General features: G+C 38.7%; 28 protein-coding genes (1 of these 28 only partly in view). 2 read left to right on the forward strand and 26 right to left on the reverse strand.

The window, feature by feature from the left end; all coding sequences use genetic code 11:
• Positions 1-129: 129 nt before the first annotated feature.
• The gene (locus tag IGK54_RS11010) at positions 130-993 is read right to left on the reverse strand and encodes an aminoglycoside 6-adenylyltransferase (protein WP_002356309.1); all 864 of its coding nucleotides are present in this window, start codon (positions 991-993) and stop codon (positions 130-132) included.
• Between the two features lie 121 nt (positions 994-1,114).
• On the opposite strand from IGK54_RS11010, the gene IGK54_RS11015 reads away from it, so the two are divergent.
• Both IGK54_RS11015 and IGK54_RS11020 read left to right on the forward strand, forming a co-directional pair.
• Positions 1,115-1,696: a YdcF family protein gene (locus IGK54_RS11015; RefSeq protein ID WP_002359392.1), complete on the forward strand. Its 582-nt coding sequence runs from the start codon at positions 1,115-1,117 to the stop codon at positions 1,694-1,696.
• A 157-nt stretch (positions 1,697-1,853) separates the two neighbouring features.
• Positions 1,854-2,798, forward strand: coding sequence for an endo-beta-N-acetylglucosaminidase (locus tag IGK54_RS11020; RefSeq protein WP_010713118.1), 945 nt, complete (start codon positions 1,854-1,856; stop codon positions 2,796-2,798).
• Positions 2,799-3,077: 279 nt separating this feature from the next.
• On the opposite strand, the gene IGK54_RS11025 is transcribed toward IGK54_RS11020, so the two are convergent.
• The 25 genes from IGK54_RS11025 to bgsB all read right to left on the reverse strand — a co-directional run.
• Positions 3,078-3,908 carry a DUF6287 domain-containing protein gene (locus tag IGK54_RS11025; protein WP_173962102.1) on the reverse strand — a complete coding sequence of 277 codons (831 nt, stop codon included), beginning with the start codon at positions 3,906-3,908 and terminating at the stop codon, positions 3,078-3,080.
• Between the two features lie 578 nt (positions 3,909-4,486).
• Positions 4,487-5,206: a YebC/PmpR family DNA-binding transcriptional regulator gene (locus tag IGK54_RS11030; protein ID WP_002407953.1), complete on the reverse strand. Its 720-nt coding sequence runs from the start codon at positions 5,204-5,206 to the stop codon at positions 4,487-4,489.
• Positions 5,207-5,292: 86 nt separating this feature from the next.
• Positions 5,293-6,480, reverse strand: coding sequence for a nucleotidyltransferase (locus IGK54_RS11035; RefSeq protein WP_185938107.1), 1,188 nt, complete (start codon positions 6,478-6,480; stop codon positions 5,293-5,295).
• A gap of 80 nt (positions 6,481-6,560) precedes the next feature.
• The gene (locus tag IGK54_RS11040) at positions 6,561-7,301 is read right to left on the reverse strand and encodes a class I SAM-dependent DNA methyltransferase (RefSeq protein ID WP_002356302.1); all 741 of its coding nucleotides are present in this window, start codon (positions 7,299-7,301) and stop codon (positions 6,561-6,563) included.
• Position 7,302: 1 nt separating this feature from the next.
• Positions 7,303-7,641, reverse strand: coding sequence for a ribosome silencing factor (gene rsfS / locus IGK54_RS11045; RefSeq protein WP_033072556.1), 339 nt, complete (start codon positions 7,639-7,641; stop codon positions 7,303-7,305).
• 46 nt (positions 7,642-7,687) lie between these two features.
• Positions 7,688-8,278, reverse strand: coding sequence for a bis(5'-nucleosyl)-tetraphosphatase (symmetrical) YqeK (gene yqeK, locus IGK54_RS11050; protein ID WP_142957347.1), 591 nt, complete (start codon positions 8,276-8,278; stop codon positions 7,688-7,690).
• The gene (locus IGK54_RS11055) at positions 8,256-8,915 is read right to left on the reverse strand and encodes a nicotinate-nucleotide adenylyltransferase (protein ID WP_002407954.1); all 660 of its coding nucleotides are present in this window, start codon (positions 8,913-8,915) and stop codon (positions 8,256-8,258) included. Before IGK54_RS11055 ends, yqeK begins: the two co-directional genes overlap by 23 nt.
• Positions 8,916-8,932: 17 nt before the next feature.
• Positions 8,933-9,244 (reverse strand): ribosome assembly RNA-binding protein YhbY, encoded by a 312-nt coding sequence (gene yhbY / locus IGK54_RS11060; RefSeq protein ID WP_002356298.1) that lies wholly within the window; start codon positions 9,242-9,244, stop codon positions 8,933-8,935.
• Between the two features lie 23 nt (positions 9,245-9,267).
• The gene (gene yqeH, locus IGK54_RS11065; RefSeq protein ID WP_002381381.1) at positions 9,268-10,377 is read right to left on the reverse strand and encodes a ribosome biogenesis GTPase YqeH; all 1,110 of its coding nucleotides are present in this window, start codon (positions 10,375-10,377) and stop codon (positions 9,268-9,270) included.
• Entirely contained in the window at positions 10,374-10,901 is a 528-nt protein-coding gene (locus tag IGK54_RS11070; RefSeq protein WP_002356296.1) for a YqeG family HAD IIIA-type phosphatase, read from the reverse strand. Before IGK54_RS11070 ends, yqeH begins: the two co-directional genes overlap by 4 nt.
• A 222-nt stretch (positions 10,902-11,123) precedes the next feature.
• Positions 11,124-11,912, reverse strand: coding sequence for an acetyl-CoA carboxylase carboxyl transferase subunit alpha (locus IGK54_RS11075; RefSeq protein ID WP_002362363.1), 789 nt, complete (start codon positions 11,910-11,912; stop codon positions 11,124-11,126).
• 1 nt (position 11,913) lies between these two features.
• Complete coding sequence (gene accD, locus IGK54_RS11080) at positions 11,914-12,780, reverse strand: acetyl-CoA carboxylase, carboxyltransferase subunit beta (RefSeq protein WP_002356293.1); 867 nt, start codon at positions 12,778-12,780, stop codon at positions 11,914-11,916.
• Positions 12,781-12,835: 55 nt separating this feature from the next.
• Positions 12,836-14,206 carry an acetyl-CoA carboxylase biotin carboxylase subunit gene (locus IGK54_RS11085; protein WP_142957345.1) on the reverse strand — a complete coding sequence of 457 codons (1,371 nt, stop codon included), beginning with the start codon at positions 14,204-14,206 and terminating at the stop codon, positions 12,836-12,838.
• A 7-nt stretch (positions 14,207-14,213) separates the two neighbouring features.
• The gene (gene fabZ, locus IGK54_RS11090; protein WP_002356286.1) at positions 14,214-14,639 is read right to left on the reverse strand and encodes a 3-hydroxyacyl-ACP dehydratase FabZ; all 426 of its coding nucleotides are present in this window, start codon (positions 14,637-14,639) and stop codon (positions 14,214-14,216) included.
• Positions 14,640-14,642: 3 nt separating this feature from the next.
• A complete protein-coding gene (gene accB, locus IGK54_RS11095; protein ID WP_085406703.1) occupies positions 14,643-15,131 on the reverse strand; it encodes an acetyl-CoA carboxylase biotin carboxyl carrier protein in 489 nt (162 codons plus the stop codon).
• Position 15,132: 1 nt separating this feature from the next.
• A complete protein-coding gene (gene fabF, locus IGK54_RS11100; protein WP_002356284.1) occupies positions 15,133-16,368 on the reverse strand; it encodes a beta-ketoacyl-ACP synthase II in 1,236 nt (411 codons plus the stop codon).
• 18 nt (positions 16,369-16,386) lie between these two features.
• Positions 16,387-17,124 carry a 3-oxoacyl-[acyl-carrier-protein] reductase gene (gene fabG / locus IGK54_RS11105; protein ID WP_104659967.1) on the reverse strand — a complete coding sequence of 246 codons (738 nt, stop codon included), beginning with the start codon at positions 17,122-17,124 and terminating at the stop codon, positions 16,387-16,389.
• A gap of 3 nt (positions 17,125-17,127) precedes the next feature.
• The gene (gene fabD, locus IGK54_RS11110) at positions 17,128-18,057 is read right to left on the reverse strand and encodes an ACP S-malonyltransferase (RefSeq protein ID WP_002419393.1); all 930 of its coding nucleotides are present in this window, start codon (positions 18,055-18,057) and stop codon (positions 17,128-17,130) included.
• Positions 18,058-18,089: 32 nt separating this feature from the next.
• Complete coding sequence (gene fabK / locus IGK54_RS11115; RefSeq protein WP_002356279.1) at positions 18,090-19,046, reverse strand: enoyl-[acyl-carrier-protein] reductase FabK; 957 nt, start codon at positions 19,044-19,046, stop codon at positions 18,090-18,092.
• Positions 19,047-19,182: 136 nt separating this feature from the next.
• Positions 19,183-19,410 carry an acyl carrier protein gene (locus IGK54_RS11120; protein WP_002356278.1) on the reverse strand — a complete coding sequence of 76 codons (228 nt, stop codon included), beginning with the start codon at positions 19,408-19,410 and terminating at the stop codon, positions 19,183-19,185.
• Positions 19,411-19,462: 52 nt separating this feature from the next.
• Positions 19,463-20,428, reverse strand: coding sequence for a beta-ketoacyl-ACP synthase III (locus tag IGK54_RS11125; RefSeq protein WP_016617180.1), 966 nt, complete (start codon positions 20,426-20,428; stop codon positions 19,463-19,465).
• 15 nt (positions 20,429-20,443) lie between these two features.
• A complete protein-coding gene (gene fabT, locus IGK54_RS11130; protein WP_002362455.1) occupies positions 20,444-20,884 on the reverse strand; it encodes a fatty acid biosynthesis transcriptional regulator FabT in 441 nt (146 codons plus the stop codon).
• 389 nt (positions 20,885-21,273) lie between these two features.
• Entirely contained in the window at positions 21,274-21,504 is a 231-nt protein-coding gene (locus tag IGK54_RS11135) for a YkuJ family protein (RefSeq protein ID WP_002379802.1), read from the reverse strand.
• 100 nt (positions 21,505-21,604) lie between these two features.
• Complete coding sequence (locus tag IGK54_RS11140) at positions 21,605-22,495, reverse strand: NAD(P)-dependent oxidoreductase (protein ID WP_002359377.1); 891 nt, start codon at positions 22,493-22,495, stop codon at positions 21,605-21,607.
• Between the two features lie 72 nt (positions 22,496-22,567).
• Positions 22,568-23,535, reverse strand: the 3' portion of a protein-coding gene (gene bgsB / locus IGK54_RS11145) for a cell wall glycolipid biosynthesis glucosyltransferase BgsB (protein WP_010717714.1). 256 nt of this gene lie beyond the right edge of the window; the window shows 968 of its 1,224 coding nt (coding positions 257-1,224); the start codon falls outside the window, past its right edge; its stop codon occupies positions 22,568-22,570.

A 23,535-nucleotide genomic window follows, 5' to 3' on the forward strand; every position in this document is an offset into this window, starting at 1 on the left:
CAATAATTTTAGCTTTATTTCTTAGAGTCTAGGCAACAAACAACTGCGGTGATCTACAATCAAAAAAGGGTCCCTTTCTCTCGCAGATTAATTTTTTCAATTATACACTATTTTTACGTTGTTTTCAGCTTATTTTCCTTGTAAATCCTTTAATCTTAAAGAATTTGTATACTCTGTGACTTTTTTTGCTTCTTGTAAATGATACGTAAACTGGGCCATTTTAGCAAAATCCTGAGCGACGACGTCAAAAAAGGCTTGTGTCTTTATTAAGCTGTTCCAACAAGCTTCTTTACTAGAAAAATCCAGCAACGATGCTAATTGATCCATCGTGTCAGGAGTGACATAATTTTTCAGATACTTAAATTGTTTCCCAACAGAAATTGGCTCCGGTTCCTGCCAAGCCGCTTGCCAAGAAAGCAAGCGCAACAGTTCCTGCTGACAATATTCATAGAGATGTGTGACAGCGTAAAATAGTTCATTCCGACAAAGCCCCTTAACTACATACGTACTAACCCACCAAAATTCATTGCAACAATCGTTAAACTGCTGCTGATTCGGAACTGTTACTGTATAATTTTTATCAGATGCTACAGGTAAAGGCGGCAAATTTTCATCTTTGTCTAACAAGATAATTGCTAAAGAATCGCCTTCATGCCAATTGTCTTTTTCTGCGAGAGGACACAACGTTAAATCGATACGTTGACCATCTTCAAATAACATTAAAAATGTTTCCCGCGTCTTCGGTTCTGTGGGAAATAAGGTCATTTCCTTGGGACGTTGCATAATTAATGGTTGTCCAAATTTTGCTATCCACGTTGCTGTTTCAAAAAACTCAGCACATGGTTCTACAATATAAACAATGTCGAAATCTTGAAAACTATCTTTTGGCGCTTTCACATTCGTGCGAGACCCCACCATTCCCACAGCTCGAATGTGTTCTTCTTGTTTTGCTACATCCATAATAAGTTGAAACATTTCTTCTTCTGTACGCATGCATTCGCTCCCTCTCTTCAAAAGTTTCTATTAAAACATAGATTTTTTTATAAGTCTTTTGTTTTCTATCGCTTTTTCTATGGTACTTCGTATACACTAACATTACAAGGAGGGATGTTTCATGCATTGGTTAAAAATAACAAGTTTATCCATTGTCAGTTTTGGCTTTTGTATTCTTTTGATTTTAGGTCTACTTATTTTTACTGGCAAAAATACGCAACCCACCGATAAACCAGATGCTATTTTAATTTTAGGGGCCCGTGTTTTAGGGACGTCTAAAGAAACCGCACTGCCCAGCCGTGTTTTGCAAGCTCGGTTAGATGTGGCTATCCCCTATATTAAACAACACCCCGAGACACCCGTTATTGTTAGCGGAGGGCAAGGAGCAGATGAGCCGGCTACGGAAGCCGCGGTTATGAAACAATACTTGCTAAATAAAGGTGTTCCAGAAAAACAGATTCTCTTAGAAAATCGTGCCACACGCACCAAAGAAAATATTGTCAATTCACAAAAACTCCTTTCTTTTAAACGGCTAGTGATTGTTACTAGTGACTTTCACATGTACCGCTCGCAACTTTTAGCCAAGCGAGCAGGCATCTCAAATGTTTCAGGCATCACTGCGGCTTCTTCTTTTCCAAAAGATATCAAAAATTTTGGTCGAGAGCTGCTTTCTTTAGGCTATGCCTTACTCTTTGATTGGTAAAAGAGCGTCCTTCGCAAGACCATTTTGCGAAGGACGCTTTTATATTCTGTGGATTTGCTCACTTTTGTTCTCTTCTTCTTGTGTTTAAATTATAAAAATGATAACATATCTTTGTTAGCGCTTACAAATAATATTTATTTTATAGGAGGAGAAAGTTATGGGGCATCAATTGAGCACTCATTTTTTTAACAAGAAAACAGGGATTATTTCAACTTTTTTAAGTTTGATCCTTTTAGTCGGTGGTTTACTGTTTGCACTACCTGCATTTGAAGTACAAGCAGCATCAACTGTTACACCTAAAACAGTCATGTATGTAGAAGTAAATAACCACGATTTTAACAATGTGGGAAAATATACTTTAGCTGGAACCAATCAACCTGCTTTTGATATGGGGATTATTTTTGCAGCCAATATTAATTATGACACGGTCAATAAAAAACCTTACTTATATCTAAATGAACGGGTCCAACAAACTTTAAACGAAGCTGAAACACAAATTCGTCCAGTTCAAGCACGCGGCACTAAAGTCCTATTGTCTATTTTAGGCAACCATGAAGGTGCTGGCTTTGCTAACTTCCCAACTTACGAAAGTGCGGATGCCTTTGCAGCTCAATTAGAACAAGTCGTTAATACGTATCATTTAGATGGTATTGATTTTGATGATGAGTATGCTGAATACGGAAAAAATGGGACGCCTCAACCAAATAATTCTTCGTTCATTTGGTTACTTCAAGCCTTAAGAAATCGCTTAGGTAATGATAAATTAATTACTTTTTATAATATTGGACCAGCGGCTGCGAACTCTTCAGCTAATCCTCAAATGAGTTCTTTAATTGATTATGCTTGGAACCCTTATTATAGTACCTGGAATCCGCCACAAATTACGGGGATGCCTGCTTCTCGTTTAGGTGCTTCTGCCGTTGAAGTTGGTGTCAATCAAAATCTAGCTGCGCAATATGCTAAACGTACAAAAGCGGAGCAATATGGTATCTATCTAATGTATAACCTCCCAGGAAAAGATTCATCTGCGTATATCTCGGCGGCGACACAAGAACTTTATGGTCGAAAAACGAACTATTCACCAACTGTTCCAACACCTTAATTATTATCTCGTGTCTACAAGCGCCAACATGTAAAGAGTTAAAAGCCAGCTTACTACAAGCTGGTTTTTTGGTATCTTGAGCGAATAGTTTTACACAAAAAAAGACCCGCCCTTTGGGTAAGGACGGGAAAGGAGTTAAAAATGAAAAAGTGTTTTGTGTTGTTAAGGTTGTTTGTTGATATGCTTATATCTTACAAACTAAATGTGAAGATTTTGTGATCATTTCATTCTTATTTTGCTACTTTTATAGGAATTAAATAGATTGCCACGAGACTATCTTTAGTTGCCTCGTGCATCCGTTATTCTGACTGCTCCTTGTGGTGATACTCTGTAAAAACCGACAGTTCCTGTCCCTCCATTTGCAACCATCTGTTTCGATTGGGCTCTAAAAAAGAAGTCATTTCCATTCATACCCAAAAATCCAAGGTTCGTATCATTATTTTCTGCATCAGTCAGTGTCTTTCTAATATATGTCTCTGCTTTTTCTTGTGTATCGATGATTTTTGCCTCTTCATTTTGGTCTTGATTTTCCTCTTCAGAAGAACGATAGTAATACTCTTCCGCAGGATAATTTCCACTATCTTGAGTAATTAACAATCGTGGTTTCGTCTTATCCGATTGGTCGCCGTTAGGATTTTCAACACCAATTTTATATAATAATAACGCAGCACCAGTAGGCCCCCACCTAATACTTAAGCTTGTAATTGGTCGCGACTCATCAGTAGGTAAATCCTTCGTAATCATTCCTCCGGTATTTGTACTACCATCAGGATGAATGGTCAAACTCTCTCCTTTACCATTTTTCCATGTTCCAACTAAAGTAGTAAAATCGCCAGCATCAATCGCTGTAGTATCTAAATCAGCTGTGGTTAGCTGACTGTTGTTTTCATCAGCTGCAGACTCTTCACTTTTCACTGATTCGTTAGACTCGATACTGCTACTCGCTTGTTCGTTTGTCTTATCAATTGTTTCACTGGTTTTTTCATTCGTCTCTTCAACTTTAGAGGATGCCTCCGTTGAAGCGGTTACTTTCTTTTCTTTTGGTTCCCGACAAGCAGTTAATGATAAAACCGCTAGCCCGACAAAAAACGCTAGCATTCCCTTTTTCACGCCTATTCACCCCGTTCAATGATCTATCTTACTAGACTATTGTACTATTAATTCAACTGTTTAGACAAATATTTATGGAACAGACAAAAGTTGAACCTGTCATTGAATGCTTTGTGTCACATGGACCTATCAATCAACTTTCTTTTTTCTATGTATTATATGAAAAAAAGAGCGTGGGACAAAAATCACTTTGGATTTTTGCTCCACGCTCAAAAACTAATAAACGGCGGGAACAGAAGCAACACTACGCGTTGCTCCGATCTCAACAACTTCTAAGGTGTTTTCTCGACATGCGTCTCGTCACAGTACAGCCTTCAAAAGAGCTACAGCTCTAAGAGTTGCGATGTTTCACTGTGAAGCATGAACAGATGAAATCATCGTACCTACTTGGTGAAGGTCCTTCGGAAATAAGCCGAAATTGTTGAGAATCACGAAGAACGTAGTGATTCGATGATGAACAATACCTACTTGGTCTCCAAAAATTAAAGAACAATTTTCGGAAATTCCTTCTTATTTCTCGGAGTTAAACACTTCTGTCCCGACCTCTTTCTAAATCTTCAAATAAACGAACAAATGGATTATTCAGGTAAATCTACATTATGATGGACTTTTTGAACATCTTCTAAATCTTCTAAAACGTCTAACATTTTTTCAAAGTTCGCCAAATCTTCGCCTTCTAATGTTACTTCGTTTTGTGGAACCATTTCTAACTCAGTAACCGTGAATTCTTCAATGCCTTTTTCTTTTAACGCTTCTTGTGCATGGTGGAAATCTTCTGGTTCTGTGTAAACGATAATTTGACCGTCTTCTTCAACAACATCGCGAACATCAATATCTTTTTCCATTAAGTATTCTAAAATTTCATCCGCATCGTCACCAGCAAAGCCAATGATACCTGTATTATCAAACATGTAGGAAACAGCACCGCTGACACCCATGTTTCCGCCGTTTTTACCAAATGCGGCCCGCACATCTGCTGCTGTTCGGTTCACGTTGTTTGTTAAAGCATCAACAATGACCATTGAACCATTTGGCCCAAATCCTTCATAGCGTAATTCAGAATATTGTTCATCTGCTGAACCTTTTGCTTTTTCAATAGCGCGATCAATAATATGTTTTGGTACATTGTATGTTTTGGCGCGTTCGATTACAAACCGTAATTTTTGGTTTGCATGAGGATCAGGGTCTCCTGACTTCGCTGCTACGTAAATTTCAATCCCGAATTTTGCATAAACACGGCTATTGTTTGCGTCTTTGGCAGCTTTTTTCTCTTTAATATTTGCCCATTTACGGCCCATATTCTCACTTCGCTTTCTCTGATTTGTTGTTAGTATCTTATCCCTTGTTTATTATACTGGGGAAACTGATTTTTGTTAAGTATTTTTTAGGTATCTGGCGAAAATCGTAAGGGAAACCGACCAAAATTTTGTTCTTTTAAAGAAGAATCTCCCATCTGATATAGTTGATTGGCGCGAATATCTAACGAAAGCATTGCGCGGTTTTCTTTAGATACCTTGGAAATTACCGGCAATTGAATTTGTGCTTTGGTTTCTTTTAGATAAGCTTGTCCCTTTGGCGTAAATCCTAGCACATGGAGATAGCTGTCTTGCCAAACAGTTTCAACTTCTTCTTTAGTCATATTTAACAATATATAGGTTGCTAATCGTTGCAATCTTGTCCAAGTATAACGCTTCGTCTTCATACGTTCCATTAATTCGTGAAAAGAACCTGCTGCTTGGATTTGATCTTTTAGTCGATATTCAAGTCCTTCCGTCATTTGGTAAATGGCTTGTAATTCTTCTAACGAGGATTGAACAATTTTATACTTTAGGAAGGGCCAATAATTTTCCCATGAAATCATTGTCTGTGTTTGTAAATGTTGTGCGGTTATAGAAGGAACCGTTGGCAGCACTTGCGTTATTTCTTGTTGAAAAACACTTTGCCTAATCGCCGTGGCGCTAGCAACTTTCCCAGAAATCGTTGCATCATGAAAGCCCGCTTGTTTTCTAGCAATTGGGTAGAGCGTCATCGGGGTTGGATACGTGGCATTTTCTTTTGCATAACTCATCCCCAAAATATGATTAGGCGAAGAAAAATCAAACCTGCTTTCAGGATATACTTGACGAAAAACAGTAGTCATTTTTTGTGGATAACTCAATTGTTTGTCTGTCAATGTGTGGAACGTTTGATCAATTAAGGATTGGTTTTCTTGGACAAATTGGCCGAAAGCCGCATAATCAATTGCGCTTGTACTATCTGTTCCAAAACATAAGCTCTCACATTGCAACGCCTGCAATAACTTTATACCGCCTTTGGCAAAGTAATCCGCAGACTGTACCGACCAAGCTGTCGGCAATTCAATGACTAAATCCACACCATTTTGCAAAGCTTCTTCTGCTCTGGCCCACTTATCTAGTAAGGCTGGTTCTCCTCTTTGTAAAAAATTTCCACTCATTATAGCAATCACTACTTCAGCTCCGCTTTGTTGGCGAGCTTGTTGGGCATGATAGCGATGTCCATTATGAAAGGGATTATATTCCACGATAATGCCACAGGCTTTCACTCTAGCCACCTCCGTTATAAAAAAATGGACTTATCAGCAAAGAGACAAACGTTTTTAAGCGCTGTCCCAAGCTCATAAGCCAAATCTTATTAATCTCTTTGACAAACAAAGAACCAGCGTTCACTTGTTTCAGTTGGTGCTTCATCTGTAAAGTCTGCATAAACTTTGACGTTCATGAAACCAGCACTTTCTAACATTCGTAAATAGTTATCTAACGAATAGGTTCGTTCTTGATGCAATTCATCATACCGAACAAAGTGCTCATCTGTTTCCTGTTCTTTCACAAAAAATGTTAAGAAATGTTCGATGCTGTGTTCTTTTTCACCAGCGTAACTATCCCATAGAAAAGCAAACTCTTCTGTTTGATAATGATAGCTATATTCTGGAAAAACTGAATCAATTTTGTAAGTAGAATGAACATCAAAAATGAATGTTCCTTCCTCTTCTAACGCTTGATAAACTTCATCGAACACTTGTTGTACTTCTTGGCGATTAGCCATATAGCACAGTGAATCAGAAAAACAAGTGATGGCTTGGTATTGTCCCACTTCAGATAAATCTAGCATATTTCCCTGAACAAATTGAACTGGCACTTCTTCTTCAAAGGCTCGTTCACTAGCAATCATCAACATTTCTTCTGATAAGTCTAAGGCCGTCACATCATAACCACTTTTCGCAAAATCAACTGCTAAAGCGCCTGTACCACAAGCCATTTCAAGAATTTGTTGGGTTCCTTGTGGGAGATGACGATTGGAAAAATCCAACCATTTTTGGTATAGGCTTTCGTCCATCACTTCGTCATAGACGAAAGCAAATGTTTCATAGGCCATTTTAGTCGACCCAAGCGCTTAGATCAACCATTGGGGCATCTGACCATAATTTTTCTAAGTTGTAAAAGGCACGTTCTGAAGATTGGAATACGTGGACAATAACATCGCCTAAATCGATTAAAATCCATTTTCCGCCTTCTTTACCTTCCACACGTTTGACTTCTACTTGATTTTTGGCTTCTTGTTCGTTAATTTCATCAACAATCGCATTGATTTGACGTTCACTATTGGCTTGGCAAATTAAAAAATAATCTGCTAATAATGAAATCTCTCTTACGTCTAATGCGACAATTTCTTCTGCTCGTTTTGAATCTGCTGCTTTGACAGCAATTTCTAAAATTTTCTGGCTATCTATGATAGTTCCCTCCTAGTAATTCTTTCTTCTTTTATTTTTGATTAACGACCCATTGATTGTAGGTCTCTAACGTTTTTGGATAAATTTTATGTTCTTGTTCAATCAAATGTAACAAGGTATGTTTCGTTTCATAAGCAACCGCTGCATCTAAGTCAACAAGGGCAATTTCACGGGCTTCTTTCACACCTGGAAAATCACGTCCTGGTTCAATGTAATCTGCGACATAAATAATTTTATCTAGCAAGCTCATCTTAGCAGCCCCAGTTGTATGCACACGAATTGCCTGCAAGATTTCTTCGTCATCAATGGCTAATTCCCGTTGAACAATATCCGCCCCAACTAAGCCATGCCAAATTTCATTGCCATAGTTTAATAAAGCCAAATCAAAACTATCTCGGCGAATAATCAACTCGAATTCATCGTTTGGACGTTCTTTGGCGTAATCATGCGTCAAAGCAGCAATACTGGCTTTCGCTTCATCGGCACCATATTTCGCTGCCAAGGCCACAGCTGTTTCCTCGACTCCTAACACATGGCGAAAGCGACGTTCACTCATTTGCATTTGAACTTTTTGCATTAATAATTCACGTTGTGCAGCATCATAATTTGTTATCCAGCTCATCTTGATACAGTCCCTTCTCTTGAATATAGTTTATCACATTCTCTGGAAGAAGATAGCGTGTTGAGCAACCACTTTTGACTTTTTGTCTAATCAAAGTGGAACTAATCGCCATCTGCGGAACATCGACCCAAATAATTGGATAGGTAGATTCCGTTGGATAATTAGGACGCCGAATGCCGACAAATTGAACTAAATGGAGTAAGTCATCAATCCGATGCCATTTGGGCAAGTATTCCACCATATCTCCACCAATTATAAAATAATAATCAGTATCTGGATTGGCTTCTTTTAAAGCTTTCATCGTATCATACGTGTAACTTTTGCCTTTGCGAATTAACTCAATTGGCTCAATATCTAAGTAGGGATTATCAGCCACTGCTAGTTCTAACATTGCTAACCGATGTTCACTGCTAATTGTTTTCTTTTCGTCTACATGTGGTGGTAAGTACGTAGGCATTAAGTAAACTTTGTCCAAACCTAGTTGATTTTGAACTTGATCGGCCATGACAAGATGTGCTAAATGAACGGGATTAAAATTACCACCTAACAAGCCGACTTGCTTTCTTGTTTGAAAACGTAACGGTTCCTCTTGCAAGAGAACGTCCGCTCCTTGACGCGCTTGTCTTTTTTCTCCCATTGTTCATCCCTCCAATATTAAATCTCTTTGACTGCTGCTGAAATTTTTTGATATTTTTCTTTACTTGATGGCTTGAATAAGACCAACACGCGACCAATAATTTGTACCACATCGCAATGAATGGCTGCTGTTAGTTCTTCTGCAACCTCTTCTGCTACTTCATCTGTATTTTGTAATAACGTGATTTTAATCAATTCACGTTTTTCCAACGCTTCATCAATTTGTGTAATCATTGCGTCATTCAAACCACCTTTGCCTACTTGAAAAATAGGTTGTAAATGATGTGCCTGACTACGTAAATAACGTTTTTGTTTTCCTCTAAGTTTCAAATTGTTTGCCTTCTCTCTAAAATTTAAATTAATGCTTTTCTACGTAAAACATCGACACCTTTAGGCGCCCAACCAGCGACTACACCAGGTTCTGTGACAGTAATCCAACCTAGACCAGCAAACACAATATCCGTTTTTTCTTTCACGGAAAATTCAAAGCGCACTAATTCAGGAAACTCAGCGACTTCATCGGCACGTGGGGGCTGCAATAAGCCACCAACATGTTTTTCATAAAAAGCATCGGCGGTTGCTGTTTTTGTTCGGTGTAAATTTAAGTCATTGGAAACGTAGGCAATGAAGGAACTTTTAGCACCTTGGACATAATCAAAGCGAGCCAAGCCACCTAAAAACAAGGTTTGTTCAGCATTTAATTGGTAAACTTTCGGTTTGATTTCTTTTTGCGGTGCAATAATTTTCAAGTCTTTTTTACCTAGATAATGTGCCATTTGATGACGGTGAATAATTCCGGGCGTATCGATTAAGAAGTGGCCATCGTCTAATGGAATTTCAATTTTATCTAGCGTTGTTCCAGGAAATTGTGATGTCGTAATCACATCTTGAACACCCACTGTTTGTTGAATGATTTGATTGATTAATGTTGATTTTCCAACATTGGTCACACCTACGACATAAACGTCTCGGCCTTCACGATATTTTTCGATCGTATCTAATAACTCTTGCATTTCTTGTGGTTTCTTGCCACTTGTTAGTAAAACATCAACAGGGCGTAATCCTGCTTCATGGGCCCGTTCTCTCATCCATTGAACCATTTTAGGTTTTTTTAATGATTTAGGCAAAATATCCACTTTATTGCCAACTAATAACACAGGATTATCTCCGATAAAACGATGTAGTCCTGGAATAAGAGAGCCATTAAAGTCAAAAATATCCACTACGTTCACAATCAGTGCATCTTCTGTTCCTAAACCATTCAATAAACGTAAAAAGTCATCATCTGTTAATTGGACATCTTGAATGTCATTATAATGTCTTAAGCGAAAACAACGTTGGCAATAAACTTCCCCTGTTTCCATTCCTTTTTCGAAAGCTGTTTTTGGTGTATAGCCTAATTCATGAGGATTTTCCGTTTGGATAATCGCACCACAGCCAATACAATGAATTGCCTCTGTCATTCTAATCCGCCTCTCCATGTCATTTCTGGATGTTTTTTTGATAAGTATTTCATAATTTTCCGTTCAAAGAACCGATTGATTCTAGTATTCCAGCCATCTGTATCGACAATCGGTTGAACTAAAACATTGCGTATACCCGCTGCGTTAGCTCCCCGAATATCTGTCATAATCTGATCGCCGACCATTAACATTTCAGATGGCTTCAAGCCTAATTTTTTTTCTGCTAATTTGAAGCCACGTGCGGTTGGTTTCAAGGCACGTGCTACATAATCTAAGTCAAACTTTTCAACAACGCGTTTAATCCGGCTGTCTTTGTTGTTTGAAACAACGAGGACAGTAATTCCTGCATTTTTCATTTCTAATAACCAAGTTTTTAATTCTTCTGTTCCATCGGGATTATTCCAAGCAATTAACGTATTATCTAAGTCAGTTAGTACTGCCTTAATCCCTAGTTTTTTTAATTGTGCGGGGGTAATTTTATAAATCGCATCAATCATCCATGTCGGTTTATATTTTGAAAACATCGTGACTCCTCTCACTGACACTATGTAGTTTCTTCGATTTTAAGAGACTGAAACATAACTAAACAATTATGCTTCAGTCTCTACCTATTGTATTATACTGCATTTTACTGAAAATTTCTATAAAGGACGGTCGTTCCTTGTAAAAGAACAAGTAAAATAAAAGAAAAAATAAAAAAAAGCCACCCATCAACCCCTGAAAAGTTCGTTGATGAGTAGTAACTTCTAATATTTGCGAAAACGTTGGTATCTTTTTTCTAGTAACGTTTCCGTATCTAATTTAGCTAATTCAGTTAATTTTGAAATGAACGCTTTTTGTAACATGCGATTAATTTTTGCTTGTTCCAGAGGCTGACCGTTCATAACTTCTGGAATTACTTTATCTACAATAGCTAATTCCTTCAGCTCTGTCGCTGTGATTTTCATCAATTCTGCTGCTTCTTTCGCACGACTGCCATCTTTCCACAAAATAGAGGCGAAACCTTCTGGCGAAAGAACCGCATAAATCGTGTGTTCCAACATCCAAACTTCATCTGCGACTGCTAAAGCTAAAGCACCGCCACTACCGCCCTCACCAATGATGACTGAAATGATTGGCACTTTCAAATCAGACATCTCTAACAGGTTTTGCGCAATGGCTTCCCCTTCTCCCCGCTCTTCGGCACCAATCCCACAATAGGCACCAGCAGTGTTCACAAAGGTAATGACTGGGCGATTAAATTTTTCCGCTTGTTTCATTAAACGTAACGCTTTGCGATACCCTTCAGGATTAGGTGAACCAAAATTACGTTCAATATTTTCTGGTAGATTTCGACCTTTTTGGATACCTACCACTGTAACTGGTTTCCCTTGCAAAGTAGCAACACCACCGACTACAGCTAAATCATCGGCAAAGTAACGATCCCCATGAAATTCTAAAAAGTCCTCAAAAATTGCTTCTATATATTCTAAAGTTGTCAAACGATCTTGGGCTCTTGCCAAGGTAACAACATCATTGGCTGTTTTCTTTTCCATGTTAGCGCCACCCTTCCAAAGAATGTAAACGTAACAAGTCGCTCAATCGTTGACGCAAAAGATTTCTTGGCACAATCTGATCTACAAAACCATGTTCTAAAAGAAACTCGGCCTTTTGAAAATCATCTGGCAACTCTTGACGAATCGTTTGTTCAATTACACGGCGGCCAGCAAAACCGATTAAACTCTGAGGCTCTGCCAAAATAATATCGCCATCCATCGCAAAACTTGCGGTAACACCGCCAGTCGTTGGATCAGTCAATACCGTAAGATACAGCAAGCCTGCTTTGTTATGCCGTTGCAAAGCGGCCGAAATTTTCGCCATTTGCATCAATGAAAAAATTCCTTCTTGCATACGGGCACCACCAGATGCAGTGAAAATCACTACTGGTAAATGCTTTTCTGTCGCCCGCTCAAACAAGCGTGTGATTTTTTCACCAACAATCGTTCCCATACTGCCCATGATAAAATTAGCGTCCATGATTCCAATTGCAACAGCTTGTCCTTCAATTGTTGCTTCTCCCGTTAAGACAGCTTCATCTAGCCCAGTTTTTTCTTGCATTTTTTCAATTTTTTCAAGATAACCAGGAAAATTTAGTGGATCTTTTGTCACTAATTCACTGTCCCAATTGTGGAAACTTTTTTCATCAACGGTTATCGCTAATCGTTCCCATGCACCAATCCGAAAACTATAGCCACAATGCGGACAGATTTTTTCTGCACCCATTTCTTTTGTATACAGTGTTCGCTTACAAGAAGGGCATTTTGCCCACATATTATCTGGAACAGAAGGCTTCTTTGATGCATCATTTGCATCAGCACGATTTGGATTAATGCGAATGTAATTTTTCTTTTTAAATAATGCCATTTGCTTACTCCTCGTATTTTAGCGGCAAGAGCACAGCTCTTGCGGCGTTCTTTCTTTAATGATTGCTTTCTGGCTCCCAATTTGGTAGAAATGTTTCTTGTAAAAAGCTTGTGTCATAGTCACCTGTCAAAACATTGTCATGTGTAATTAAATCTAATTGGAATTCGGCATTCGTAATAATACCTTCTGTTACAATTTCATTTAAAGCCCTTTGCATTTTCATCAAGGCATCAAAACGATTTTCACCATGTACGATGACTTTTGCAATCATTGAATCATAATAAGGCGGAATTGAATACCCTGAATACATAGCGCTGTCTACACGCAAGCCCATTCCACCACTAGGCAACAAGAGATTTTGAATTTTACCTGGTGAAGGAGCAAAATTAAAGGCAGGATTTTCAGCGTTAATTCGGCACTCAATCGCATGCCCAGTCATGATAACATCCTCTTGGGTATAGCCTAAAGGTTCACCTGAAGCAATTTCTAATTGTGCTTTGACTAAATCAATCCCTGTTACCATTTCCGTAACTGGATGTTCGACTTGGATGCGGGTATTCATTTCCATGAAATAAAAGTCGCCAGCTGGATCCATCAAAAATTCAATGGTTCCGGCATTTTCATAATGCACAGCTTGTGCCGCTCGAACGGCCGTTTCGCCTAACATCTGACGCTTTTCTTCAGAAATAGCAATCGATGGTGATTCTTCTAACACTTTTTGATTATTTCTTTGTAGTGAGCAATCACGTTCCCCTAAGTGAATCACATGCCCATATTGATCACCTAAAATTTGCACTTCGATATGACGTGCTGGATAAATAATTTTTTCTAAATACATATCATCATTACCAAATGCGGCTTTGGCTTCTTGCTGCGCTGAAGTAAAGTGTTTCGGTAACTCTTCTTTTGAAAGAACTTTTCGGATTCCTTTTCCGCCACCACCAGCAGCTGCCTTTAACATCACTGGGTAACCAATTTCTTCAGCAATCGTCAACGCTTCTTCGACAGAATCAATGACGCCATTACTCCCAGGAATAACAGGCACCTTGGCTTTTTGCATCAGTTGACGTGCGTTTATTTTATTGCCCATTGCATCAATCGTTTCTGCTTTAGGACCGATAAAAGTAATGTTGCATTCTTCGCACATTGAAGCAAATTGACTATTTTCAGATAAGAAACCAAACCCTGGATGAATCGCTTCAGCATTGGTAACAATCGCTGCACTTAAAACAGCTTGAACATTTAAATAAGAATCAGTTGCTTTCGCCGGTCCAATACAAATAGCTTCATCTGCTAACTGTGTGTGTAACGCTTCTTGATCCGCTTCAGAGTAAACAGCAACTGTTTGAACGCCTAATTCGCGACAGGCACGAATAATACGAACAGCGATTTCTCCGCGGTTTGCGATTAATACTTTCGAAAACATTTTTCACCTATCCAATCATAAAGGTTAATTCAGCCTCGGCAACTTTTTTTCCATTAACTTTTGCCACACCTTTACCCATTCCAGCAGAAGCGCGGACTTTTAAAAGTTCAACCTCTAAAATTAATGTGTCGCCTGGTGTTACCTTTTGTCTAAATTTTGCTTTATCTAATCCACCAAAGTATGCCGTTTTCCCTTTGAATTCAGGCATTGAAAGTAATGCCACGGCGCCTGCTTGAGCCAACGATTCAATAATTAAAACTCCTGGTAAAACAGGATTCCCAGGAAAATGACCTTGAAAAACTTGCTCATTAACCGTTACATTCTTTTTCGCTACAACGCGTTCCCCGGGAATGACTTCTTCAACACTATCTAATAATAAAAAGGGATAGCGATGTGGTAAAATTTCTTGAATTTCTGTAATTGTTAATTTCATGTTTTATTCTCCTTTAGCAACTCGGAATAGCGGCTGACCAAATTCAACCACATCTTCATTGTTGACTAATATTTCAGTAATCACACCGTCAACTGTCGCCGTAATTTCATTCATTAATTTCATCGCTTCAACGATACACACAACGTCACCCGTTTTAACAGTGTCTCCTACTTTGACAAAGTTCTCTTTATCTGGTGCTGGTTGTAAATAAACGATTCCTACAATAGGTGACGTAATTTCTTCTGTCTTTTCATTGGCTGTCGGTGTATTGGTTGGCGTTTCTTCAACGACAGAAACTGTTTCAACAGGCACTGACACACCACTAGCGGCTACTGATGTTTCTTGTGGTTGCGCTACTGGTTCTACGGCACTTCGTCCAGAAACTGTATTTTTATTCATATATAATTCAAACGAGCCTTCTCGTAAATCAAATTCGGTTAAAGTTGATTGATCAAATTGTGTTAATAATGCTTTTACTTCTTCTAACTGCATGTTAATCCTCCCAGCGTTTTAAGCAAATAACTGCATTGTGGCCACCAAAGCCTAGCGAGTTACTTAAAGCATAATCAAATTTATGCTCTTTGCTTTCGTTTAAAACAACGTTCACCGTAATTGCTTCATCTTGATTTTCCACATTAATGGTTGGTGGAATAAATTGATGTTGTAAAGCATTTAGGGTAGCAATTCCTTCAATTCCACCAGCGGCGCCTAAGAGATGTCCCGTCATACTCTTCGTACTACTTACATACGCCGTTTTTGCGGCATCACCTAAAGCCAATTCAATAGCTTTAGATTCTGCACTGTCATTGGCTTGTGTGCTTGTTCCATGGGCGTTAATATAGCCAATTTTTTCTGGAGAAATCCCAGCTTCTTCCATTGCTAGTACCATGGCTTTCGCTGCGCCGCTTCCATCTGGTGTTGGTGATGTCATATGATAGGCATCGCAATTAGCACCATAGCCAACCACTTCACCTAAAATAGTTGCACCTCGTTCTAGAGCATGATCTAATGATTCTAAAATAAAGACACCCGCTCCTTCTCCCATCACAAATCCACTACGTTCTTTATCAAAGGGAATTGAGGCTTTTTCTGGATCAGTCGCCTTTGTTAAAGCGGTCAAGGAAGCAAATCCTGAAATACCGATTTCTGTAATAGGCGCTTCTGCTCCACCAGCAATAATGACATCGGAGTAGCCATGTTTGATATTGCGGAAAGCTTCCCCAATTGAATGGGTTGCACTAGCACAAGCCGTCACTGTTGACGTACAAATTCCTTTGGCACCAACACGTAAAGCAATATTTCCCGCCACCATGTTTCCAATCGCCATTGGAATAAATAACGGTGCCACACGTTCAGGTCCTTTGTCGTGCATCCGAATTACTTGATTTTGAATTGTTTCCAAACCACCAATCCCGGAACCCACCATAACGCCAAACCGATCCACATCTAGTTGACTGGTATCCAAGCCACTCATAGCCATTGCTTCTAAGGCCGCATAAATGCCAAATAACGAAAACTTATCCATGCGTTTGCCATCTTTTTTAACAAAATATTTTTCCATTGGAAAGTCTTTCACTTCAGCTGCTAAGGTGACACCTGTTTCACTAACATCAAATTTACTAATCGGTCCGATACCATTTTTCCCTGTTTTCAAACTTTCTAAAAAAGTCTCAGGTTCATTGCCAATCGGCGAGGTGACACCGTAACCGGTAATAACTACTCGATTCATCCTTTTGACTCCTTTCGTTTATCCGTGCATGACTAAGCCGCCATCAACATTCACGACTTGCCCAGTAATATAGGGACTTTTAGCTAAGAATATCGCTGTAGCTGCGACATCTTCGACTTGCCCAAACGTTTGTAAGGGAATTTGCGCATTCATTTGTGTTTTAACTTTTTCCGATAAAACATCCGTCATTTCTGTTTGGATAAACCCTGGTGCAATCGCATTGCAGGTAATACCGCGCGGCGCAACTTCTCGTGCCACCGATTTAGTAAAACCAACGACACCGGCTTTACTCGCAGCGTAGTTTGCTTGACCAACATTTCCAATTAAACCAGAAACGCTAGCCATATTAATAATCCGACCACTTCGTTGTTTCATCATACGTTTAACCGCTTGTTGGGTCATGTTAAAAGTTCCTACCAAGTTAATATCTAAACAGGCATTAAAATCCTCTTTTGTCATTCGTAATAATAATTTATCATTCGTAATCCCAGCGTTATTCACCAGAATATCAATCGAGCCTAATTGGTCAACGGTTGCTTGAATCATCTCACCTGCTGCATCAAAATCGGAAATATCTCCAGAAAGGCCAATACATTTTACCCCAAAGGCTTCAATTTCTTGTCGTTGTTCTGGCGTAATCTCACTCCGACCGTTTAAAACAATATTGGCGCCCTCTTTCGCAAAAGCCAATGCAACTGCTTTGCCAATCCCACGAGTGCTTCCAGTAATAAATACGTTTTTCCCTGTTAATTCCATTTTTTACCTCCCAGTAAGTGCTGTTAACGTTTCTGTTAATGTTGCAACATCTTCCACACGGTGCATTTCAATTGTTTTGTCAATTTTTTTAACAAAACCAGTTAATGTTTTCCCTGGACCAACTTCAATCATCGTTCCTACGTTCATAGCCTTCATCGTTTCGATACTGTCTTCAAAACGTACCGCAGACATGACTTGCTTTTCCAATAACGCTTGAATTGCCTCTTGGGGCATAATTTCGGCAGTCGTATTACTAATGACAGGAATTTGCATCGTTTGAAAGTTCAATTTTGCTAAATCCTGAGCCAATTTTTTTGATGCTGGTTGTAACAGTGCCGTATGGAAAGGGCCACTCACATTTAACGGAATCATTCGCTTCACACCAGCTTCTTTGAGAAGTGTCATCGCTTGATCAACAGCAGCAACCTCACCACCAATCACGATTTGTTGTGGTGTATTATAATTTGCTGGAGCCACAATTCCGAAAGCACTGGCTTCTTGACAGGCTTTTTCAATTACTTCACGCTCAGCATTCATGACAGCAACCATTTTGCCAGTTCCTTGTGGTGCTGCGTCTGTCATGTACTGACCGCGCTTTTGGACCAAGGCCACTGCTTCTGAAAAACGCAAAGCCCCGCTGGCAACCAAAGCACTGTATTCCCCTAAGCTTAAACCCGCTACGACATCAGGCGTTAGTCCTTTTTGTTGCAAAAGACGGTAAAATGCGACACTGACTGTCAAAATAGCAGGTTGCGTATATTCTGTTTCATTTAAACGTTCATTTTCAGTAAAACAAAGTTCTGCCATCTCATAACCTAAGATATGACTTGCTTCATCGAAGGTTTCCCGAACAATCGCTTCTTGGTGATATAATTCTTCACCCATCCCTTGATACTGGGCTCCTTGTCCACTAAATAAAATCGCTGTTTTCATACGACACCTCATTTTTTGTTAAAATTATTCACTTAGCCCCAACGCTGATTCATCTTATGTACAATCGCTTTGCATTCAGACATGAGTGAATCAATGATTTCTTGGGCTGTTTCTTCTTTTTTTATTAACCCGGCAATTTGTCCCGCCATGACGGAACCGTAATCCATATCCCCGTCAACGACAGCTTTGCGCAAAGCGCCTTGACCAATCTTTTCAAACATTTCTAAATCAGGTACTTCTTTTTGAAGTTCTTGCTTTTCTAATTGATTATATTGAGCAGTTAATTTATTTTTTAAAGTACGCACTGGATGGCCAAAATGTTGACAGGTAATTACTGCATCTAAATCACGTGCCTTTAAAACTTTCTGTTTATAATCTGGATGAACGTTGCATTCTTTGGCAATTAAAAAACGTGTGCCTAGCTGGACTGCTTCAGCACCTAACATAAAGGCCGCAGCCATACCACGACCATCACCAATCCCACCTGCTGCAATCACAGGAATTGACACAGCGTCAACGATTTGCGGTAAGCCACTCATAGTGGTTAACTTGCCAATATGTCCACCAGCTTCCATTCCTTCAAAAATGACAGCATCGGCACCAATTTTTTCCATTCTTTTTGCTAAAGCAACTGAAGGAACTACTGGGATTACTTTAATGTTATGTTCTTTAAAACGAGCCATGTATTTGGCTGGATTGCCTGCACCTGTCGTTACGACAGGAACCTGTTCTTCACAAACCAAATCGACAATTTCATCGGCAAAAGGTGAAAGTAACATAATATTGACACCAAAGGGTTGCTCCGTTAATTCTTTAACTTTTTTAATTTCTTTTTTTACGACTTCTTTTGGGGCATTGCCACCAGCAATAATCCCTAATCCACCAGCGTTTGACACGGCACTTGCTAATGAAGCATCGGCTACCCAAGCCATACCGCCTTGAAAAATGGGATAATTGATTCCAAGCAACTCACATAACTGTTGATTCATTGATTTTATACGTCCTTTAGTTCTAAGATAAGTACACTTCATTCAAGTAAAAAAGGATTTTTCCGGCTTATTTACTTGTTTTTTTAGGGACTGGGTCATTTAGCAATTAAATGTCCCAGCCCCCTATTTTCATGTATTAGTTTGCTTGTTGTTTTTCTACATATGTTACTAAATCTTGAACGGTTTGGATGCCATCTTCTGTTTCGATTTTCACATCAAATTCATCTTCGATTTCGTTAATGATTTGGAATAAATCTAAGCTATCCGCGTCTAATTCTTCTTGAATGTTTGTAGTTAATTGTACCTCTTCAGCATCTTTTCCTAATTCTTCTACGATAATTGCTTGAATTTTTTCAAATACCATGTGTATATTCCTCCAAAATAGTCATTTTCTTCATTTATATGTGAACAGTTTTTTACAGCGTTAGGAGCAGTGAGCCCCATGTTAAGCCGCCGCCAAATCCTGTTAGCACCACGCGTTGTTGGGAACCTAAAATTAAGGTTCCATTTTCAACTGCTTCATCCAACAAAATAGGAATGCTAGCAGCTGAGGTATTGCCATATTTATCCATATTCGTTAAAAACTTCTCGCGGGAAATCTTCGTCTTACGTGCAATTTTATCGATAATGCGCACATTTGCTTGATGTAGTAGAAGATAATCCACGGTTTCGTCCGTCACGAGTGATAAAATATTTTGTGAAACATCTTTAATCGCAAAATCAAAAATACTACGTCCTTCCATCTGTAGCGTCTTACTAGCCTGCTCATGCCCCTGATAAAAAGGACTTTCGTTGATCGTGTAGCCTGACGTTAAAGCCGCCCACCGTTGTCCATCTGCTTGTAATTTTTCATTTAGAAAATGCGGTGTCTCAGCCGCTTCAATCAAGACGCCGGCAGCCCCATCACCGAAAAGCACCGCTGTGGAGCGATCGGTCCAATCCAACATTTTGGAAAATGTTTCGCCACCAATTACTAGACCTGTATGATAACGACCACTTAAGACTAGTTTTTCTGCCATGCTTAAGGCATAGACAAAACCAGAACACGCTGCACTGATGTCAAAAGCAAAGGCCTCAGTGGCGCCAATTGCGCCTTGCACTTGGCAAGCAACAGAAGGCATATTGAAATCTGGTGTCACTGTTGCAACTAAAATAAAGTCAATCTCACTTGCTTGCTTTCCAGATTTTTCCAATAACTGTTTTGCGACTTGATGACATAAATCAGACGTATTTTCTTGCGTAACGATGCGACGTTCACTAATGCCTGTTCGCGAATGTATCCATTCATCAGAGGTATCCATCATTTCACTCAGTTGCTGATTCGTGACACAATTCTCTGGAACATAACGGCTTGTACAACTAATTCGTGCATAATTCTTCATGGGGATCCTCACTTTTTATTTGTATTCTTGCAAGAAATCATGAAGATTTTTTAGTGCTCTTAACAGCGCTTGTTCTTCTTCTTGCTCCATGCCTTTCAAAATGTTTTTAACCATTTCACGATGAAAATGCTGATGGACTCTAAAAAGTAATTTTCCTTTTTTAGTTAAGCCAAGCTTTACTACACGTCGATCATCTTCACTACGCAAACGTTCAACATAGCCTTTTTTAACTAAGTTGTTAATCGCTACAGTAAGTGTTCCGACGGTAATTGACAGTTCCTTGGCTACTTCTGAAGACGTTTTTTTCTTGTACATACCAATTGCTTCGATTGTGTGCATCTCCGTAATGGATAAATCATTAAATTGTGATTTTTTCAATTCAGATTCTTCAATCGTTAAGATGTCATTAAAGACACTGACTAAGTAATCGTTGACTGTTTCTAAATTAGGTTCCATTCTGTGCACCATCCATATACTTTGATTATCAAAACATTTGATGTTCAAACTATATCGTAAATAAGCAAAGAATGCAAGAGAATTTTCTATATTTTTAATGAAATATTCTTCAAATATTTCAAAAAAGGCGCATTTTCAAGGGACGAGGCTTTTAAAAAAAGGATCAATTACTTTGATACCCAAACTATTTTCACAGAAAAAGGAAAGAAGTGCAACTAAAAAGCATCACTGGCACTCCCCTGATTGAGAAGTGCCAGTGATTTTTGTTATATAATTCTTAAACTCCCACTAAGCTATTGCTACAACTTGACTGGATAATACGAGAAGAGAGTGAACCAGAAGCTTTGGTGCTTCTACTCCACTCCCTTATTAAAATGTAGGACGATTAATTATTGAATTAAGTCGTAAATTTCCATTGCTACAATATCGATGTTATCGAATTGATAGCTTTGGTGCGTATCAGATTCTGTTAATTCAAATGTTTCTGTTGATTTATCAAAACTTACAATACATTTCTCTACGCCTTCACGTTCAAAGCGGCGTACTTGTACTTCATTATCTGCTGCTTCGATCATTGCTTCCAGTCTCTTAATAATCGCCACAAGTTGTGAATGTTTCATCAGTGGGCCTCCTTTTGCAAACTAGTTCTGTACCATTGTAACAAAACATTGCCTAACTTGCATGATTTTTCGTCATTTTTTTTGATTTTTTTGTTGTTCTTTAATTTTTATTCGTTGGTTGCTTGCCATCTGTCCACCAAAGCTTAATTAAGGCCTGTGTGCCATCATTTTCAAACCCTTTATCTGCAAGGCTTTCATATAATTCTGTCGCTTTTTGCGTCGCTGGCAATGGAAGGTCAAGTTTTTTTGCTTCATCTAACGCAATCTTTAAATCTTTGATAAAATGTTTAACAAAAAAGCCTGGCGTATAATCTTCTTTTAAAATACGCGGACCATAATTACTTAATGACCAGTTCGCAGCACTACCACCACCGACTGTTTCCAGAACTTTTTCTAAAGTTAATCCTGTCGCATTTGCATAAACGAGCATTTCAGTCAACCCGGTCATTGTGCCTGCAATCATTAACTGATTCGCCATCTTAGTGTGTTGCCCTTTTCCAGCTGAGCCGTGTAGCATAAACGTTTTACCAAATGTTTTGAAAATTGGTAAGACGGTCTCATAACTTTCTTGATCGCCACCAACCATAATTGTTAAAGTACCATTTTTAGCACCTAAGTCACCACCAGAAACTGGCGCATCCAACGCATGAGCACCCACTTCTGCTGCTTTTTTGGCAATCTTTTCAGCCAAGGTCGGCGTACTTGTGGTTAAATCTACTACTATTTTACCTGTAAGATCTGCTTGAAAAATCCCTGTTTCATTAAAATACACGCCTTCAACATCTGAAGGAAAGCCAACCATTGTAAAAATGATATCACTCGCTTCCGCAATTGCTTTTGGTGTATCATACCAAACTGCTCCTTCAGCAACTAAATCATCTGTTTTACTTTTTGTTCGATTGTAAACATTGACAGATAAATTGTTTTTCATCATGTTACGAATAATTGATTTCCCCATGACACCCGTTCCAATAAAGCCGATTTTAGACATAGTAGCTTCCTCCGTTCTTAAAATAAAAAACTTTCCTCCTTCAGTATAAACGAAGGAGGAAAGTTTTGCAGTTTATTTTCTTAAAGATGTAAATTTTACTTTAATTTTTTTAATTGAGTCCGCATTTTCTTTTTCCATTTGAAGTTGATCAAAGTAAATCAATGTATCTTGATAAAATTCAATCATTTTGTTGCCAAAGTTTGTAGAAGAAATTTCAAATAATTTTTCATCTAAAATAGTTTGGTCCATTTTAATATTTGCTTGTATATAGTCAATCAATGTTGGGGCAAAATCACTGTCTGTCTTAAAAGTTTTGCCTAAGCTTTCATGATCAAATAAATTATTTAAATAGGCGTTCCCTTCTGCAACACATTGAACGCCAGCGGCCATCGCTTCTGTATAAGTTAAGCCTTGTGTTTCCGACGTTGAGGCGCTGACAAAATAGTCAGCAGCTTTATAATAAATCGCGACTTCTTCATTTGGCACTTCACCCGTAAATTGAACGTATTCACTGACTTCTAGTTCTTCTGCTAATTCTTTTAAATCCTCTAGATAGGGACCATTTCCAACTATTACTAAACGAGTTTGTGGTAATTTTTCAATAATTTGTGGTAATCCTTGAATAATTGCTTGAATATTTTTTTCATAAGAAATTCGACTTAACGATAACAACATAATCTGTTGCTCTTCAATACCTAGTTGTTGACGCATTCTAGCGATCATTTCTTCAGTAATATCGGGACGTAAAAACTTATCAATTTCGATCCCTGTTGGAATAATTCTCATTGGTGCGGTCACTCCATAATCCCGTAATTTTTCTATTACACGTTCACTGGGACAAACAACACCTGTCGTATGATTTGTAAACACTCTTGAAAAGAATTTAACATGTGATGGACGGACAACTTTTCCTTTAGCAATATAATGTAAGTAATCTTCATACATTGTATGATACGTATGGATGACAGGGATTTTCATTTTTTTCCCAACCATTTTCCCTAAAATACCCGCACCAAATTCAGTATGTGTATGAATTAAAT

This window comes from Enterococcus sp. DIV2384 (assembly GCF_050534975.1).
Lineage (GTDB): Bacteria > Bacillota > Bacilli > Lactobacillales > Enterococcaceae > Enterococcus > Enterococcus faecalis.

Bases quoted from the DNA above. Each gene is read 5' to 3' on its own strand.
- IGK54_RS11125 (WP_016617180.1), bottom strand. From the start codon at position 20,428: ATGAAGAATTATGCACGAATTAGTTGTACAAGCCGTTATGTTCCAGAG.
- accB (WP_085406703.1), bottom strand. From the start codon at position 15,131: ATGCAGTTAGAAGAAGTAAAAGCATTATTAACACAATTTGATCAATCA.
- yqeH (WP_002381381.1), bottom strand. From the start codon at position 10,377: ATGACAGAGGCAATTCATTGTATTGGCTGTGGTGCGATTATCCAAACG.
- fabD (WP_002419393.1), bottom strand. From the start codon at position 18,057: ATGAAAACAGCGATTTTATTTAGTGGACAAGGAGCCCAGTATCAAGGG.
- IGK54_RS11055 (WP_002407954.1), bottom strand. From the start codon at position 8,915: ATGGGAGAAAAAAGACAAGCGCGTCAAGGAGCGGACGTTCTCTTGCAA.
- IGK54_RS11040 (WP_002356302.1), bottom strand. From the start codon at position 7,301: ATGGCCTATGAAACATTTGCTTTCGTCTATGACGAAGTGATGGACGAA.
- IGK54_RS11085 (WP_142957345.1), bottom strand. From the start codon at position 14,206: ATGTTTTCGAAAGTATTAATCGCAAACCGCGGAGAAATCGCTGTTCGT.
- accD (WP_002356293.1), bottom strand. From the start codon at position 12,780: ATGGCATTATTTAAAAAGAAAAATTACATTCGCATTAATCCAAATCGT.
- IGK54_RS11020 (WP_010713118.1), top strand. From the start codon at position 1,854: ATGGGGCATCAATTGAGCACTCATTTTTTTAACAAGAAAACAGGGATT.
- IGK54_RS11140 (WP_002359377.1), bottom strand. From the start codon at position 22,495: ATGTCTAAAATCGGCTTTATTGGAACGGGTGTCATGGGGAAATCAATT.
- fabT (WP_002362455.1), bottom strand. From the start codon at position 20,884: ATGGAACCTAATTTAGAAACAGTCAACGATTACTTAGTCAGTGTCTTT.
- fabG (WP_104659967.1), bottom strand. From the start codon at position 17,124: ATGGAATTAACAGGGAAAAACGTATTTATTACTGGAAGCACTCGTGGG.
- fabK (WP_002356279.1), bottom strand. From the start codon at position 19,046: ATGAATCAACAGTTATGTGAGTTGCTTGGAATCAATTATCCCATTTTT.
- IGK54_RS11070 (WP_002356296.1), bottom strand. From the start codon at position 10,901: ATGTTTTCAAAATATAAACCGACATGGATGATTGATGCGATTTATAAA.
- IGK54_RS11015 (WP_002359392.1), top strand. From the start codon at position 1,115: ATGCATTGGTTAAAAATAACAAGTTTATCCATTGTCAGTTTTGGCTTT.
- IGK54_RS11120 (WP_002356278.1), bottom strand. From the start codon at position 19,410: ATGGTATTTGAAAAAATTCAAGCAATTATCGTAGAAGAATTAGGAAAA.
- yqeK (WP_142957347.1), bottom strand. From the start codon at position 8,278: ATGAGCTGGATAACAAATTATGATGCTGCACAACGTGAATTATTAATG.
- IGK54_RS11075 (WP_002362363.1), bottom strand. From the start codon at position 11,912: ATGGAAAAGAAAACAGCCAATGATGTTGTTACCTTGGCAAGAGCCCAA.
- IGK54_RS11135 (WP_002379802.1), bottom strand. From the start codon at position 21,504: ATGAAACATTCACAACTTGTGGCGATTATTAAGAGACTGGAAGCAATG.
- fabZ (WP_002356286.1), bottom strand. From the start codon at position 14,639: ATGAAATTAACAATTACAGAAATTCAAGAAATTTTACCACATCGCTAT.
- IGK54_RS11010 (WP_002356309.1), bottom strand. From the start codon at position 993: ATGCGTACAGAAGAAGAAATGTTTCAACTTATTATGGATGTAGCAAAA.
- fabF (WP_002356284.1), bottom strand. From the start codon at position 16,368: ATGAATCGAGTAGTTATTACCGGTTACGGTGTCACCTCGCCGATTGGC.
- IGK54_RS11030 (WP_002407953.1), bottom strand. From the start codon at position 5,206: ATGGGCCGTAAATGGGCAAATATTAAAGAGAAAAAAGCTGCCAAAGAC.